The organism is Variovorax terrae (assembly GCF_022809125.1).
In the GTDB taxonomy this organism is placed as follows: domain Bacteria; phylum Pseudomonadota; class Gammaproteobacteria; order Burkholderiales; family Burkholderiaceae_C; genus Variovorax_A; species Variovorax_A terrae.
This window is the reverse complement of the sequence record NZ_JALGBI010000001.1, coordinates 1,779,087-1,795,458: the sequence shown is the minus strand read 5'-3', so window position 1 is coordinate 1,795,458 and position 16,372 is coordinate 1,779,087. Positions and strand designations below refer to the sequence as shown.

The 16,372-nt window shown below is 68.3% G+C and carries 13 protein-coding genes; 6 read left to right on the top strand and 7 right to left on the bottom strand.

The features are described from left to right. The first annotated feature begins 72 nt into the window (after positions 1-72). The gene (map, locus tag MMF98_RS08500; RefSeq protein ID WP_243305843.1) at positions 73-879 is read left to right on the top strand and encodes a type I methionyl aminopeptidase; all 807 of its coding nucleotides are present in this window, start codon (positions 73-75) and stop codon (positions 877-879) included. Between the two features lie 41 nt (positions 880-920). Next, positions 921-3,542: a [protein-PII] uridylyltransferase gene (locus MMF98_RS08495; RefSeq protein WP_243305842.1), complete on the top strand. Its 2,622-nt coding sequence runs from the start codon at positions 921-923 to the stop codon at positions 3,540-3,542. Positions 3,543-3,578: 36 nt separating this feature from the next. Here the strand turns inward: MMF98_RS08495 and def are convergent, their stop codons facing one another. From def to MMF98_RS08460, 7 genes are all read right to left on the bottom strand, one after another. After that, positions 3,579-4,118, bottom strand: coding sequence for a peptide deformylase (gene def, locus MMF98_RS08490; RefSeq protein WP_243305841.1), 540 nt, complete (start codon positions 4,116-4,118; stop codon positions 3,579-3,581). A 115-nt stretch (positions 4,119-4,233) separates the two neighbouring features. Continuing rightward, a complete protein-coding gene (locus MMF98_RS08485; RefSeq protein WP_243305840.1) occupies positions 4,234-4,413 on the bottom strand; it encodes a hypothetical protein in 180 nt (59 codons plus the stop codon). 96 nt (positions 4,414-4,509) lie between these two features. After that, positions 4,510-4,893, bottom strand: coding sequence for a hypothetical protein (locus tag MMF98_RS08480; RefSeq protein WP_243305839.1), 384 nt, complete (start codon positions 4,891-4,893; stop codon positions 4,510-4,512). Between the two features lie 70 nt (positions 4,894-4,963). Next, a complete protein-coding gene (gene ligA, locus MMF98_RS08475; protein ID WP_423837583.1) occupies positions 4,964-7,096 on the bottom strand; it encodes an NAD-dependent DNA ligase LigA in 2,133 nt (710 codons plus the stop codon). A 104-nt stretch (positions 7,097-7,200) separates the two neighbouring features. After that, positions 7,201-8,256 carry a cell division protein ZipA C-terminal FtsZ-binding domain-containing protein gene (locus MMF98_RS08470; protein WP_243305838.1) on the bottom strand — a complete coding sequence of 352 codons (1,056 nt, stop codon included), beginning with the start codon at positions 8,254-8,256 and terminating at the stop codon, positions 7,201-7,203. An 11-nt stretch (positions 8,257-8,267) separates the two neighbouring features. Then, positions 8,268-11,783 carry a chromosome segregation protein SMC gene (gene smc / locus MMF98_RS08465; protein ID WP_243305837.1) on the bottom strand — a complete coding sequence of 1,172 codons (3,516 nt, stop codon included), beginning with the start codon at positions 11,781-11,783 and terminating at the stop codon, positions 8,268-8,270. 181 nt (positions 11,784-11,964) lie between these two features. Continuing rightward, positions 11,965-12,636 (bottom strand): glutathione S-transferase, encoded by a 672-nt coding sequence (locus MMF98_RS08460; protein ID WP_243305836.1) that lies wholly within the window; start codon positions 12,634-12,636, stop codon positions 11,965-11,967. A 276-nt stretch (positions 12,637-12,912) separates the two neighbouring features. Between MMF98_RS08460 and MMF98_RS08455 the strand changes: the two genes are divergently transcribed. From MMF98_RS08455 to MMF98_RS08440, 4 genes are all read left to right on the top strand, one after another. Further along, positions 12,913-13,056 (top strand): hypothetical protein, encoded by a 144-nt coding sequence (locus MMF98_RS08455; RefSeq protein ID WP_243305835.1) that lies wholly within the window; start codon positions 12,913-12,915, stop codon positions 13,054-13,056. Positions 13,057-13,125: 69 nt separating this feature from the next. Beyond that, the gene (dapC, locus tag MMF98_RS08450) at positions 13,126-14,328 is read left to right on the top strand and encodes a succinyldiaminopimelate transaminase (protein WP_243305834.1); all 1,203 of its coding nucleotides are present in this window, start codon (positions 13,126-13,128) and stop codon (positions 14,326-14,328) included. Between the two features lie 4 nt (positions 14,329-14,332). Beyond that, the gene (gene dapD, locus MMF98_RS08445; protein ID WP_243305833.1) at positions 14,333-15,166 is read left to right on the top strand and encodes a 2,3,4,5-tetrahydropyridine-2,6-dicarboxylate N-succinyltransferase; all 834 of its coding nucleotides are present in this window, start codon (positions 14,333-14,335) and stop codon (positions 15,164-15,166) included. A gap of 56 nt (positions 15,167-15,222) precedes the next feature. After that, complete coding sequence (locus MMF98_RS08440; protein ID WP_243307351.1) at positions 15,223-16,368, top strand: PilT/PilU family type 4a pilus ATPase; 1,146 nt, start codon at positions 15,223-15,225, stop codon at positions 16,366-16,368. Positions 16,369-16,372: the final 4 nt, after the last annotated feature.

Genomic DNA, 16,372 nt, shown 5'->3' with positions numbered 1-16,372 from the left:
CTGGATGGGTGGCTCCGTGAAAACCCTTGATTTTACCTGCGCAGGAATTCACCCAGTGGGATAATCGAGGCCATGAGCATTACCTACAAAGACGCGGATGGCATCGCGGGCATGCGCACCGCATGCCGCCTGGCTTCGGAAGTTCTCGATTACCTCACGCCTCACATCAAGGCCGGCATCACGACCAAGGAAATCGACCGCCTGGCGAACGACTACATGGTGAACGTCCAGGGCACGACCTCCGCCACGCTCGGCTACCAGCCCCCGGGCTACCCGCCCTACCCCGCATCGCTGTGCACCTCGCTCAACCACGTGGTGTGCCACGGCATCCCGAACGACAAGCCGCTCAAGAAGGGCGACATCATGAACGTCGATGTCACCGTCATCACCAAGGAGGGCTGGTTCGGCGACAACAGCCGCATGTACCTCATCGGCGAAACCTCCATCCAGGCCCGGCGCCTGTGCGCCATCACCTTCGAGGCCATGTGGCACGGCATCATGCAGGTGCGGCCCGGCGCCCGCCTGGGCGACGTGGGCTGGGCGATCCAGAAATTCGCCGAGAGCAACGGCTTCTCGGTGGTGCGCGAGTTCTGCGGCCACGGCATCGGCAAGGTGTTCCATGAGGAGCCGCAGGTGCTGCACTACGGCAAGCCCGGCACGCTCGAGGAGCTCAAGCCCGGCATGACCTTCACCATCGAGCCCATGATCAACGCCGGGCGCCGCGAGATCAAGGAGCTGACCGACGGCTGGACCATCGTCACCAAGGACCATTCGCTCTCGGCCCAGTGGGAGCACACCGTGCTGGTGACCGAAACCGGCTACGAGGTGCTCACGCTGTCGGACGGCAGCCCGCCTGCGCCTTCGTTCGTCACGGCCTGACCGCCTGGGCGCCTGCCCGCCACCGACCTCACCGCCCGGACATGCCCGACCTGCAAGCCCTGCGCAACGACTACCGGCTCCAGAAAGCCGAGCTGCTGCAGTCCGTGCAGTCCAGCGGCGCCTCCACCCGCGGCGTGCGCCGCCTGCTGCAAAAGCTCGCGCAGCAGGCCGATGCCACGCTGCGCACGCTCTGGGCCCATGCCAGCTTCCCCGAAGGCTTTGCGCTGGTGGCCGTGGGCGGCTATGGCCGCGGCGAGCTGTTCCCCTACTCCGACGTGGACGTGCTGCTGCTGCTGCCCGACCATGCCTCGCCCGACGCCGACGAGGCGCTGAAGCAGCAGATCGAGGGCTTCATCGGCAGCTGCTGGGACACCGGGCTGGAGATCGGCTCCAGCGTGCGCAGCGTGGCCGACTGCGTGGCCGAAGCCCGCAAGGACGTGACGGTGCAGACCTCGCTGCTCGAATCGCGCCTGGTCACCGGTGACCGCAAGCTGTTTGCCCTGTTCAGCGCGCAGTACGCGGCCACGCTCGACCCACAGGCCTTCTTCGTCGCCAAGACGCTGGAGATGCGCCAGCGCCACCACAAGTTCGAGAACACGCCCTACTCGCTGGAGCCCAACTGCAAGGAATCGCCCGGCGGCCTGCGCGACCTGCAGACCCTGCTGTGGGTGGCCAAGGCCGCCCGGATCGGCAAGAGCTGGGACGACCTCGCGCGCAAGGGCTTGGCCACGCCGTTCGAGGCGCGGCAGATCAAGCGCAATGAGGCCCTGCTGAGCCTGATCCGCGCCCGGCTGCACCTGATCGCCGGGCGGCGTGAAGACCGGCTGGTGTTCGACCTGCAGACTGCGGTGGCCGAGTCCTTCGGCTACACCGAGCAGACCACGGCCGGCGGGCGCCTCGCCATGCGCGCCAGCGAAGTGCTGATGAAGCGCTACTACTGGGCCGCCAAGGCGGTGACCCAGCTCAATCAGATCCTGCTGCTCAACATCGAGGAGCGGCTCAACCCCAGCACGCACGAACCGCGCCCGATCAACGAGCGCTTCGCCGACAAGGCCGGCATGATCGAGGTGGCCAGCGACGACCTCTACGTGAAGCAGCCGCACGCCATCCTCGAAACCTTCCTGCTGTACCAGACCACGCGGGGGCTCAAGGGCCTGTCGGCCCGCACGCTGCGCGCGCTCTACAACGTGCGCAACGTGATGACGGCGAAGTTCCGCGACGACCCGGTCAACCGCGCCACCTTCCTGCGCATCCTGCAGCAGCCCGAGGGCATCACCCACGCCATGCGGCTGATGAACCAGACCTCGGTGCTCGGGCGCTACCTGTGGGTGTTCCGCCGCATCGTCGGCCAGATGCAGCACGACCTGTTCCACGTCTACACCGTGGACCAGCACATCCTGATGGTGCTGCGCAACGTGCGGCGCTTCTTCATCGCCGAGCACGCGCACGAGTACCCGTTCTGCTCGCAGCTCGCCGCCGGCTGGGACAAGCCCTGGATCCTCTACATCGCGGCGCTGTTCCACGACATCGCCAAGGGCCGCGGCGGCGACCACTCCAACCTCGGCGCGCACGAGGTGCGGCGCTTTTGCCGCCAGCACGGCATCGCGCGCGAGGACGCCGCGCTGATCGAATTCCTGGTGCACGAGCACCTCGCCATGAGCCGCATCGCGCAGAAGGCGGACCTGAGCGACCCGGACGTGATCGCGGCCTTCGCCCAGCGTGTGGGCAATGAGCGCTACCTGACCGCGCTCTACCTGCTGACCGTGGCCGACATCCGCGGCACCAGCCCCAAGGTGTGGAACGCCTGGAAAGGCAAGCTGCTGGAAGACCTGTACCGCTACACCCTGCGCACCCTGGGCGGCCGCGCGCCCGACCCCGACGCCGAGGTCGAGGCCCGCAAGCGCGAGGCCCTGGTGCTGCTGGCGCTGCACGCGCTGCCGCACGAGGCGCACAAGGCGCTGTGGGACACGCTGGATGTGCGCTACTTCATGCGCCACGAGGCGTCCGACATCGCCTGGCACACCAAGCAGCTGTCGCGCTTTGTCGAGAAGGCGAGCGGCGACGAGTCCGCGCCGCGCGGCCGCGCCATCGTGCGTGCGCGCCTCTCGCCGGTGGGGGAAGGCCTGCAGGTGCTGGTCTACACGCCCGACCAGCCCGACCTGTTCGCCCGCATCTGCGGCTATTTCGAGCAGGCCGGCTTCAGCATCCTGGACGCCAAGGTGCACACCGCCAACAACGGCTACGCGCTCGACACCTTCCAGGTCGTGACCTCGATCCTGCCCGAGCACTACCGCGAACTCATCAGCATGGTCGAAACCGACCTGCTGCACACCATCGAGCAGCGCGGCCCGCTGCCGCCGGTGGGGCGCGGGCGCGTGTCGCGCCGCGTCAAGAGCTTTCCCGTGGTGCCGCGCGTGGATCTTCGGCCCGACGAGAAGGCCCAGCGCTGGCTGCTCAGCATCTCGGCCAGCGACCGCGTGGGCCTGCTCTACAGTGTGGCGCGCGTGCTGGCGCAGCACAAGCTCAACCTGCAGCTCGCCAAGGTCACGACGCTGGGCGAGCGCGTGGAGGATACCTTCCTGATCGACGGCGCCGAGCTGCAGCAGAACAAGGCGCAGATCGAGATCGAGACCGAGCTGCTGGAGGCACTGGCGGCGCCATAGGCCGGCAGCGCCACGCCAGACCAAGGCGCGGCGGCCTCAGTCGTCCTGCTCGGCGTCCAGCCCGGGAAACAGCACCTCGGTGAAGCCGAACTGCGTGAAATCGCGCACCCGCATCGGGTAGAGCTTGCCGATCAGGTGGTCGCATTCATGCTGGACCACGCGCGCATGGAAGCCCTCGGCCACGCGGTCGATCGGGTCGCCATGGGGGTCGAAGCCGGTGTAGCGGATGCGCGCGAAGCGCGGCACCACGCCGCGCAGGCCGGGCACCGAGAGGCAGCCCTCCCAGCCGTCCTCTTCATCCGGCCCCAGCGGCGTGATGACCGGATTGCACAGCACGGTGCGCGGCACGGGCGGCGCGTCGGGGTAGCGCGGGTTGGGTGCATCGGTGCCGAAGATCACGAGCTGCAGGTCCACGCTGATCTGCGGTGCCGCGAGGCCGGCGCCGTTGACAGCGGCCATGGTCTCGAACATGTCGCGCACCAGCAGGTGCAGCGCATCGGTATCGAAGGCCGTCACGGGCGGGGCGATGCGCAGCAGGCGCGGATCGCCCATTTTGAGGATGTCTCGTACAGCCATGGGACGCGGGGGAAAGCTGGGGAGCCGCAAGCATAACCTCCCCCGCCGCCGCGCCATCGGGGCCCGCGGGCGCGATCAGGGCAGCGGCAACCGGCGCACCGCGCAGAAACGTTTGCTAGCGTCCGCGCCGATACCCATAGGAGCCGTAGAAACCGATGGAAGGCGACACCACGATCGGCGCTGCCGGGTAGTAGTAGGTGCCAGGATAGGGAGCCACCGGGGCCACCACGCAGCCGCTCAGCAGGGTGGCGCTGGCAGCGGCGAGGATGATTCCGGCGATACGTAGGCGAGACATGACGGTCTCCTTGTAGATCAGGTCATTTCACAACGCGCGGCGGCCGCGGCCCTCCGACATACCGCAGGTCGCTTTGCGTAACGGTGGGTAAAGCCCTCAGCGCCCGTGGCCGCCACCCCCGTGGCCACCGTCATGCCCTCCACCGCGGCCGCCAAAGTGGCCTGCGCCGCCCATTCCCATGCGCGGCGCGCCGCCGCCGCCGAACGGGCGTCCGGGCGCCACGAAACCAGACGAGCCATGGCGAGGCCCGCGGCGGGCCACCACCACGCTGAAATCGACAAAGCCATAGGCGGGGCCCCAGAACCAGGGATCGGCATAGCCTATGGGCGGATAGGCGTAGGTGTACGGGTAGACGTAGGGCGAACTGTAGGGGTACGCGGTACCGTAGTAGGCATCGGCGGGCACCACGGCGCAGCCCGAGAGCCCGGCCAGGGCGCCAGCGGCGAGCGCGGCGGCGCAGCAGGAAATGCGGATGTTCATGACTGCCTCCTGAAGACAGTGTCCAGGAGGGTTGGACCCCCGCGCCGCGCCGGGGTTCAATCGCTGGCCGTCACTCCGCAGTGCCGGCCAGCAGGCGGCGCAGCCCGTCTTCGTCGAGCACCGCGACGCCCAGGGCCTGCGCCTTCTCCAGCTTGCTGCCCGCCTCGGCGCCGGCAACCACGTAGTCGGTCTTCTTGCTGACCGAGCCCGCGACCTTGGCGCCGGCGGCTTCCAGCAATTCCTTGGCCTCCTCGCGCGACAGCACGGGCAGCGTGCCGGTCAGCACAAAGGTCTTGCCCGCCAGCGGCAGCTGCGCGCGCGGCGCGGGCTCGCCCTCGGGCCAGGCGATGCCACAGGCCCGCAACTGCTCCACCACCTCGCGGTTGTGCGGCTGCTCGAAGAAGGTGCGGATGCTTTTGGCCACCACCGGGCCCACGTCGTTGACCTCCAGCAGCTGCTCTTCGGTCGCATCCATGATGGCATCGAGGCGGCCGAAGTGGCGCGCCAGGTCCTTGGCCGTCGCCTCGCCCACGTGGCGCAGCCCGAGGCCGAACAGGAAGCGCGGCAGCGTGGTCTGCTTCGAGGCCTGCAGCGCATCGAGCACGTTCTGCGCCGACTTCTCGGCCATCCGGTCGAGGCTGGCCAGCGCGGTCAGGCCCAGCCGGTACAAATCGGGCAGCGTGTGGATGACCTGGGCGTCCACCAGCTGGTCCACCAGCTTGTCGCCCAGGCCTTCGATGTCCATGGCGCGGCGCTGGGCGAAATGCAGGATGGCCTCCTTGCGCTGCGCGGCGCAGAACAGGCCGCCGGTGCAGCGGTGGTTGACCTCACCCTTTTCGCGCACCACGGCGCTGCCGCAGACCGGGCACTGGCGCGGCATGCGGAAGTTGGGCACGTAGGGATGACGGGAAACCACTTCGTCCCGAACCTGCGGCTCATCGCCGGCAGCGGCGGGCTCGATGCCCGTGGCGCCCAGCCTCGCCAGCCCGACGATCTCGGGTATCACGTCGCCCGCGCGGCGCACGATCACCATGTCGCCCACACGCACCTTCTTCCTGCGCAGCTCGAACAGGTTGTGCAGCGTGGCATTGGTGACGGTCACGCCGCCCACGAACACCGGCGCCAGCCGCGCCACCGGCGTGAGCTTGCCGGTACGGCCCACCTGCACGTCGATGCCCTGCACCGTGGTGAGCTGCTCCTGCGCCGGGTACTTGTGCGCCACGGCCCAGCGCGGCTCGCGCGTGACGAAGCCGAGCTGACGCTGCAGGGCCAGGCTGTCGACCTTGTAGACCACGCCGTCGATGTCGAACGGGAACTGGTCGCGCTGGCTGCCGATGGCCTGGTGGTACGCTATCAATTCGGTAGCACCAAACGCCCGCTGCACCTGGACTGCGACGGGAAAACCCCATGATTTCAGGGTTTGCAGCAGTTCGTAGTGGGTCTGGAAGTCCGGCCCGCCCTGCTCGGCCGGCGTGATCTCGCCCAGGCCATAGGCAAAGAAGCTCAGGGGCCGCTGGGCCGCGATCGCGGGGTCGAGCTGGCGCACCGCGCCGGCAGCGGCATTGCGTGGGTTGACGAAGGTCTTCTCGCCCTTCTCGCGCTGCCGCTCGTTCATGGCCTCGAAATCGTCGCGACGCATGTAGACCTCGCCGCGCACCTCCAGCACCGGCGGTGCATCGGCGGGCAGCTTCAAGGGGATCTGGCCGATGGTGCGGATGTTCTGCGTGACGTCCTCGCCCAGCTCGCCATCGCCGCGCGTGGCGGCCTGCACCAGCACGCCCTGCTCGTAGCGCAGGTTCGTCGCGAGGCCGTCGAACTTGAGTTCCGCCACGTAGCCAACCGGCGGGTCGGCCTCGGTCAGCCCGAGCTCGCGGCGCACGCGCGCGTCGAAGTTCTGCGCGCCGCTGGCCTCGGTGTCGGTTTCGGTGCGGATGCTGAGCATGGGCACGGCATGGCGCACGGGCGTGAAGCCGTCCAGCACTCTGCCGCCCACGCGCTGGGTCGGCGAGTCGGGTGTGGCCAGTTCAGGGTACGTGGCCTCCAGCGCCTGCAGTTCGCTGAACAGGCGGTCGTATTCCGCGTCCGGGATCTCGGGGGCGTCCAGCACGTAGTACTGGTGCGCATGGTGATGCAGCAGGCGGTGCAGTTCCTGCGCACGGGCCAGGTCGGCCGCGGGAATGGCAAACAGATCGGCGTTTTCCACGAGCAGGCCTCAGCAGCAGCATCCGGGGCCACCGCGGAACCGGCTCTGCCGGGCCGCTGGTGGCGCCCCCTGGGGGGAGGCGGCCTTCGGCCGCTTCGGGGAGGTCATGAAAACAACCGCCGCGCCAGCACCGAGCCGGCGGACAGTTCGCGCGCGTCCAGCGTGTCGTAGAGCTGTTCGAGGTCGGTGCCGATCACGTCCATGGCCTCGGCCCGCAGCGACTGGCCGTTGTCGTCGGTGACCAGGCCGTCCATGGCCGCGGCCAGCGCCGTGGCCGCCTCGCGCATGCGCAGGAACGGCTGCTCACCGCGGTGCACCTGCGGCACGTCCAGGCTCAGCGCGACTTCGCGGATGGCCGACTGCGCCGGGTCGTCGGCCAGCGCGGCCTGCGTGTCGAACGCCAGGCCCAGCACCGGCGGCAGCCCGGGGGCGCCGGCCGGCAGCACCATGCGCCCCGGAATCACCCCGGCCACGAAGCCCAGGCGCGCCGCATGCTGCTGCACGTAGCCCGGGCTCCAGGCTGCGCTCTTGGCGCGCAGGGTGAAGCCGAGCTGGGCATCGTGCCCGCTGGCGAACTGGTCGAGCTCGCGCGCGCGCGCCACCTCGTCCAGCATCTCGGGAAACTCGGGCTCACCATTGACGGCGTCAGCGAAGGCCTGCGCCTTCATCACGAACTCGGAGTACTCGATCTCGTTGAGCGCGCCGGTGCGGTTGGCCAGTTGCACGCCGGCCTGGAAGGCGCCGTAGCGCTGGCCGGGGGCCGGGGTTTCCCACTGCTGCGTGAGCTCGTTCAGGCCTTCGACCGCGAACGGCTTGCTGCCGGCGCGCCGCGTCGGCGGCATGGCGGCCAGCGCGGCCTCGCCGGACACCGCGCCCGAGGCGGGAGCGTCCAGCACGATCGGCGCGATCACGTCGATCAGCGCATCGAGGCCGGGTTTTCTTTCGGGCAGCGGCAGTGGCACCGGGGCCGAATCGAAGGTCGGCTCCTGCAGCTCCGGCTCGCCGTGGGGCGCGGCGCCGGCATCGAAGCCGGGCTCGGTCTGCGTGTCGCGCTGCGCCTGCCGGGGCGCATTCTTGCGCGAAGTCCAGGTGCTGTGCGCCACCACGGCGGCCAGCACGAGGCCGCCGATGATGGCCAGGCCGAGGGTGAGGTTGCTCATGGAACGGCTCCTCAGACGGCTTCGGCCATGGAGACGGCGGACTCCATGTCCACCGCCACGATGCGCGAGACGCCCTGCTCCTGCATGGTAACGCCGATCAGCTGCTCGGCCATCTCCATCGCGATCTTGTTGTGGCTGATGAACAGGAACTGGGTTTCTTTGCTCATGGCGGAGACGAGTTTGGCATAGCGCTCGGTGTTGGCGTCATCCAGCGGCGCATCCACCTCGTCCAGCAGGCAGAACGGCGCGGGGTTGAGCTGGAAGATCGCGAACACCAGCGCGATGGCGGTGAGCGCCTTCTCGCCGCCCGAGAGCAGGTGGATGGTCTGGTTCTTCTTGCCCGGCGGCTGGGCCATGACCTGCACGCCGGAGTCGAGGATTTCTTCGCCCGTCATCACCAGTTTGGCATTGCCGCCGCCGAAAAGTTCGGGGAACATGCGCCCGAAGTGCTGGTTGACGATGTTGAAGGTGCCGCCCAGCAGCTCGCGCGTCTCGCCGTCGATCTTCTTGATCGCATCCTCCAGCGTCACCATGGCCTCGTTCAGGTCGGCCGATTGCGCATCGAGGAAGGTCTTGCGCTCGCGCGCCGTACTGAGTTCGTCCAGCGCCGCCAGGTTGACGGCGCCCAGCGCCGTGATCTCGCGGTGCAGGCGGTCGATCTCGCCCTGCATGCCGTTCAGGCGCACGTTGCCTTCCTGGATCGACCGGGCCACCGCCTCGAGATCGGCCTGGGCATCGGCCAGCAGCTGCGTGTACTGCTCCAGGCCCAGGCGCGCGGCCTGTTCCTTGAGCTGGAAATCGGTGATGCGCTGGCGCAGCGGGTCGAGCTCGCGCTCGAGCTGCAGGCGGCGCTCGTCGCTGGCGCGCAGCTTGGCGGTCAGGTCGTCGTATTCGCTGCGCTTGGCGCCCAGGGCCTGTTCGCGTTCGAGCTTCAGGGCCAGCGCGCTCTGCAGGCCGGCCTGGGCCGCTGCGTCGGTCAGGCGCGACAGCTCGTCGTGGGCGCGCTGCTCCTCGGCGCTGATGGATTGCGCCTGCTGGGTGGCGGTTTCGATGGCGCGCGAGAGCTCGCCGCGGCGCGCCTCCAGGCTGCGCTGCGAGAACGTGGCCTCCTGCGCCTGGCGCTCCAGGCTGCGCTGCTGTTCGCGGCATTCGGCCAGCTTGCGCTCGGCCTCGATCACACGCTCGTCGAGCTGGGCGTGGCGCTCCTGGCTGTCGGCGAGCTGCATGTCCAGCTCTTCGAAGCGCGCTTCGGCCGTGACGCGGCGCTCCTGCAGCTCATCAAGCTGGGCATCGACCTCGGCCAGGTCGCCGCCGATCTGCTCGCTGCGCGCACGGGTCTGCTCGGCGAGCTGCGTCAGGCGCAGCGTCTCCACCTGCAGCTCATGGGAGCGGCTCTGGCTCTCGGCCGCCTCGCGCCGCGCCGCGACCAGGCGCTGGGAGGCGTCGGAATACGCGGCCTCGGCCCGCACCAGCGCTGCGCGCGACTCTTCGCTGATCAGCGCCTGCGCCCGCAGTTGCTTGTCGAGGTTCTCGATTTCCTGCGCGCGCGCCAGCAGGCCGGCCTGCTCGGAGTCCTGCGCATAGAAGCTCACGCTGTGGGCCGTCACGGCATGGCCGGTCTTGACGTAGATGACTTCGCCGGCGCGCAGCTTGTCGCGGCTGGCCAGCGCGTCCTCAAAGCTCTGGGCGGTGTAGCAACCATGCAGCCAGTCACCCAGCAGGGCCTTCTGGCCCGCATCGTTGAGACGCAGCAGATCGGCCAGGCGCGGCAAGGCCGCGTTGCCTTCGGGGGCGCCGGCCTGCGGCGGGCTGTAGAACGCCAGCTTGGCCGGCGGCGCATCGGCCCCGAAGGCCCGCACCATCTCGAGGCGCGACACCTCGAGCGCGCCCAGGCGCTCGCGCAGCGCGGCTTCCAGGGCGTTCTCCCAGCCCTGCTCGATGTGGATACGGCTCCACAGCCCCTGCAGGCTGTCCAGCCCATGCCGGGCCAGCCAGGGCTTGAGCTTGCCGTCGGTCTTGACCTTCTCCTGCAGCGCCTTGAGCGCCTCCATACGCGCCGACAGGTCGGCCTGCTTGTGGCTCTCGGTGTTCACGGCCTGCTGCCGGGTGCGGCGCTCCTCGTCGAGCTGCGGCACCTGCTCCTGCAACTCGTGCAGGCGCGCATCGGCCACGCTGGCCGACTCCTGCGCCGCCGCCAACTGGTCTTGCAGGTTCACGAGGCGGGCCTCGTCGGGGGCTGCCAGCGCATTGCGGTCGGCCACCAGCTTCTCGCGGCGCAGGTTGAACTGGCGCGACTGTTCCTCGATGTTGCGCTGGTCGGCGGCCAGCACCTGGATCTGCTGCTGCACCTGGGCCACGCCGGTGCGCTGCTCGTTGGCCTTGGCCTGCGACTGGCGCAGCGCTTCCTCCAGATCGGGCAGTTGCTGGGCCTGCTCTTCGACCTGCGCGGCCAGCAGCACGGCCTTTTCCTCGGCGTCCACGCCTTGCGCGGCCAGGGTTTCGATCTCGGCCTGGGCATCGTCGCGGCGCGCCGCCCACTGCGCGGTCTGCTCCTTGAGCTGCAGCAGGCGCTGCTCGACGCGCTGGCGGCCTTCCACCACGAAGCGGATCTCGGCCTCCAGCCGGCCGACCTCGGCGCTGGCCTCGTACAGCAGGCCCTGCGCCTGGTTCACGTGGTCGCCCGCCGCGTAGTGGGCCTGGCGGATGGTTTCGAGCTCGGCCTCCACATGGCGCAGATCGGCCAGGCGGCTTTCGAGGTCGTTGACGGCCTTCTCGGCCTCGGCCTTGACCTTGGCCTGGTCGGCCTCGGCCTCGGAGCGGCGCAGGAACCAGAGCTGGTGCTGCTTGAGCGTGACGTCGGCCTGCAGCGTGTTGTACTTCTGCGCGACCTCGGCCTGCTTCTCGAGTTTTTCGAGGTTGGCGTTGAGCTCGCGCAGGATGTCTTCCACGCGCGTGAGGTTCTCGCGCGTGTCGGACAGGCGGTTTTCCGTCTCGCGGCGGCGCTCCTTGTACTTGGAGACGCCGGCGGCTTCCTCGAGGAACAGGCGCAGCTCCTCGGGCTTGGACTCGATGATGCGGCTGATCGTGCCCTGGCCGATGATGGCGTAGGCGCGCGGGCCCAGGCCGGTGCCCAGGAACACGTCCTGCACGTCGCGCCGGCGCACCGGCTGGTTGTTGATGTAGTAGCTGCTGGTGCCGTCGCGGGTCAGCACGCGCTTGACGGCGATCTCGGCGAACTGGCTCCACTGGCCGCCGGCGCGGTGGTCGGCATTGTCGAAAATCAGCTCGACGCTGGAGCGGCTGGCCGGCTTGCGGGTGTTGGTGCCGTTGAAGATCACGTCCTGCATCGACTCGCCGCGCAGCTCGCTGGCCTTGCTCTCGCCCAGCACCCAGCGCACCGCATCCATGATGTTGGATTTGCCGCAGCCATTGGGCCCGACCACGCCGACCAGTTGGCCTGGCAGCATGAAGTTGGTCGGTTCGGCGAACGACTTGAACCCTGACAGCTTGATGGAATTGAGACGCACGGAGAACCCTGTTTTCTTGTGACCTGAGCAGTGAATCTGGCTTATCGATTCAGGTGGATGTCCGGCCTGCTGCCAGAGGGCAGCGGCCATGCCGGCGGGGGCGGCGCGGAAGGTCCAATATTACCCGAGCCGCCAAGCCTCCCAGGGGGAGCCGGAAGCATTCCGCCCCATCGCCCCGGCCTCAACTCAGCAGTCCGTATTCGCCGCCGCGCTCGATGGCGCGCAGGTAGGCCGGCCGCGCATGGATGCGCTGCAGGTAGTCCATGAGCCTGGGCCGGCTGGCGTTCAGGCCCCCTCGAACGGCGGCGGCTTCGACTGGAAAGCTCATCTGGATGTCGGCCGCCGTGAATTCATCACCGGCGAACCAGGGGCTTTTCGAGAGCTCGCCCTCCAGGTAATCCAGGTGCTGCTTGATTTGCGGCTCGATGAAGCTGCTCTTGGCCTTGCCCGCGATGGCGCGCGCCACCGGCTTCACGAAAAACGGCATCGGCGCGCGCTCGATGCGGTCGAACACCAGCTTGAGCAGCAGAGGCGGCATCGCCGAGCCCTCGGCATAGTGCATCCAGTAACCGTAGCGCAACCGCTCCGGGCTGCCCTCGGCTGGCGCGAGCCGGCCGCCGCCGTGGCGCTGCACCAGGTATTCGAGGATGGCGCCGGATTCGGCCAGCGTCAGCTCGCCGTCGGTGATCACCGGCGACTTGCCCAGCGGGTGCACCGCGCGCAGCGAGGGCGGCGCCAGCATGGTCTGGGGGTCGCGCTGGTAGCGCTGGATCTCATAGGGCAAGCCCAGTTCCTCCAGCAGCCAGAGCACGCGCTGCGAGCGGGAGTTGTTGAGGTGGTGAACAGTGATCATCAGATGGTCCTTGGGCAGGCCCCGGGTGGATGGCGCTTGGCCCATGAATTTAACCGCAATCAGCAGCGCCTCCAAGTCGCATCATGAAATTTAAATTTCCTTTTGAATCAAACAGTTAAATGATCTTTCAAATCCATTGCCTTAACTTCAAAGCCGCAGCGACGGCGGCCGCCCGAACCGAACCGCGCCGGGCTTTGACCCTTGCGGGCCCGGTGCCGGCCCCCTTGCGCGCGGCTTTGCGGCGCATACTGGCTGGACAACGACAGGAGACCCACGATGACCCTCTGCCCCATCGCCATGGCCGTTGGCTGCAGCAAATGCCCGGCCTTCAGCGTGTGCCCGCTCAAGACGGTGATTGGCGACCAGCCCAAGGCGAAGGATGCGCCGCCCAAAGCCGCGCAGACAAAGAAGAAGCCGTGAAGCGCGCTGCCGGCGCCTGAAATCCGCGGAGCCCGGCTTCGCTCGGGGTCGATCCCGGATAATTCGGGAATGAATCCCCTGCTGGCCACCTTGCAGCCCTATCCCTTCGAGCGGCTGAAACAACTTTTCGCGGGCGTCACGCCCAACCCTGCGCTTCGCCCCATCAGCCTTGGCATCGGCGAGCCCAAGCATCCGACGCCCGATTTCATCAAGCAGGCCCTGAGCGGCGCGCTGTACGACCCCAGCAGCGACCTGACGGCCTACCCGCCCACGGCCGGCACGCCGAAGCTGCGCCAGGCCTTTGCCGCCTGGCTCAGGAACCGGTACGCGCTGGAGCTGGACCCAGCGACCCAGGTGCTGCCGGTCAACGGCTCACGCGAGGCGCTGTTCGCCTTTGCCCAGACCGTGGTCAACCCCGGCCCGAAGCCGCTGGTGGTGTGCCCCAACCCGTTCTACCAGATCTACGAGGGCGCGGCCCTGCTGTCGGGCGCGCAGCCCTACTACGCGCCCAGCGACCCGGCCCGCAACTTCGCGGTGGACTGGGGCAGCGTGCCCGCCGAGGTCTGGGCCCGCACGCAGCTGCTGTTCGTCTGCTCACCGGGCAACCCCACGGGCGCGGTGATGCCGCTGGACGAGTGGAAGAAACTGTTCGAGCTGAGCGACCGCCACGGCTTCGTGATCGCGTCCGACGAGTGCTACAGCGAAATCTATTTCCGCGACGAGCCGCCGCTGGGCGGGCTGGAAGCCGCCGCGAAGCTCGGGCGCACCGACTACCGCAACCTCGTGGCCTTCACCAGCCTGTCCAAGCGCAGCAACGTGCCGGGCCTGCGCAGCGGCTTCGTGGCCGGCGACGCGGCCCTGCTCAAGGCCTTCCTGCTCTACCGCACCTACCACGGCAGCGCCATGAGCCCGGTGGTGCAGGCCGCCAGCATCGCGGCCTGGGGCGACGAGCAGCACGTGATCGAGAACCGGGCGCAGTACCGGGCCAAGTTCGCCCGCGTCACGCCGCTGCTGGCCGAGGTGCTGGACGTGGCCCTGCCCGACGCCGGCTTCTACCTGTGGGCCCGGGTGCCCGGCAGCGACACCGGCTTCGCACGCGACCTGCTGGCTCAATACAATGTCACCGTGTTGCCCGGCAGCTACCTGGCGCGCGAGGCCGGCGGCTTCAATCCCGGCGCGCAGCGCATCCGCATGGCCCTGGTGGCCGAGACGGCGGAATGCGAGGAAGCCGCCCAACGCATCGTTCAATTTGTCCAATCCCAAAAGAAGTGATTCCATGACTCAACAGCTCCAGCAAATCATCGACGCCGCGTGGGACAACCGCGCCAACCTGTCGCCGAAGTCCGCCCCCAAGGAAGTGGCCGATGCCGTTGAGCACGTGATCGCCGAACTCAACAACGGCCACCTGCGCGTGGCCACCCGCCAGGGCGTGGGCCAATGGACCGTGCACCAGTGGATCAAGAAGGCCGTGCTGCTGTCGTTCCGCCTGAAGGACAACGAGATCATGCGGGCCGGCGACCTCGGCTTCTACGACAAGGTGCCCACCAAGTTCGCCCACCTCTCGCCCGAGGACATGGCCGCCACCGGCGTGCGCGTGGTGCCGCCGGCCGTGGCCCGCCGCGGCAGCTATGTCGCCAAGGGCGCGATCCTGATGCCCAGCTACGTCAACATCGGCGCCTACGTGGACGAAGGCACCATGGTCGACACCTGGGCCACCGTGGGTTCGTGCGCCCAGGTCGGCAAGAGCGTGCACCTGTCCGGCGGCGTGGGCCTGGGCGGCGTGCTGGAGCCGCTGCAGGCCAACCCGACCATCATCGAAGACAACTGCTTCATCGGCGCGCGCTCCGAAGTGGTGGAAGGCGTGATCGTCGAAGAGAACTCGGTGCTGGGCATGGGCGTGTACCTCGGCCAGAGCACCCCGATCTTCAACCGCGACACCGGCGAGATCAGCTACGGCCGCGTGCCCGCGGGCAGCGTGGTCATCAGCGGCAGCCTGCCCAAGAAGACCAAGTCCGGTCAGGACTACGCCACCTACGCCGCCGTGATCGTGAAGACCGTCGACGCCCAGACGCGTTCCAAGACCAGCCTGAACGACCTGCTGCGCGACTGAGCGGCGGCCCCGGGCGGACACCAGATCACAAACGAGAGGGAGACAGCATGGCGACGATGGGCACGATGGAGCGGATTCTCCGCCTGATGGCCGAAAAGAAGGCCTCGGACGTGTATTTGTCGGCGCACTCGCCGGCCCTCATCAAGATCAACGGCCAGTGCATCCCGATCAACAACCAGATCCTGCCGCCCGAGGCCACCAAGAACCTGCTGTCCGAGATGCTGCCGCCCACGCGTATCGAGGAGATGGTGGAGACCGGCGAGCTCAACATGGCCCTGCCCATCGAGGACGTGGGCAACTTCCGCATCAGCGCCATGCGCCAGCGCGGCAGCTATGCGGCCGTGATCCGCTACATCACCACCGAGATCCCGCCCCTGCCCACGCTCAACGTGCCCATGATCCTGGGCGACCTGATCATGGAAAAGCGCGGCCTGCTGCTCATGGTGGGCTCCACCGGCGCCGGCAAGAGCACCACGCTGGCCTCGATGATGGATTTCCGCAACGAGAAGGCCACGGGCCACATCCTCACCATCGAGGACCCGGTCGAGTTCCTATTCAGGAACAAGAAATCGGTGGTCAACCAGCGCGAGGTCGGCAGCGACACGCAGAGCCTGCAGGTGGCGCTCAAGAACGCGCTGCGCCAGGCGCCCGACGTGATCCTGATCGGCGAGATCCGCGACCGCGAGACCATGTCGGCCGCCATCGCCTATGCCCAGTCAGGCCACCTGTGCCTGGCCACCATGCACGCCAACAACAGCTATCAGGCGCTCAACCGCATCCTGAGCTTCTACCCGGTGGAAGTGCGCCCGACCATGCTGGGCGACCTCGCCGCCGCGCTCAAGGCCATCGTCTCGCAGCGCCTGCTGCGCACCGTGCACGGCGCGCGCACGCCGGCCGTGGAGGTGATGCTCAACACCAAGCTGGTGTCGGAGCTGATCGAGAAAGGCGATTTCTCGGGCGTGAAGGAAGCCATGGAGAAGTCCATGGCCGAAGGCTCGCAGACCTTCGAGCAGGACATCGCGCGCCTGATCGTCGAAGGCACGGTGGACCGCAAGGAAGGCCTGATCTACGCCGACTCGCCCACCAACCTGATGTGGCGCCTGCAGAACGACTTCGCCGCCGCCTCGCAGAGCCAGGAAGCGCATGAAGAGCCGGACGACGAGCCGTCGTTCACCGAAATCACGCTGGACGTGAAACACTGAAAGC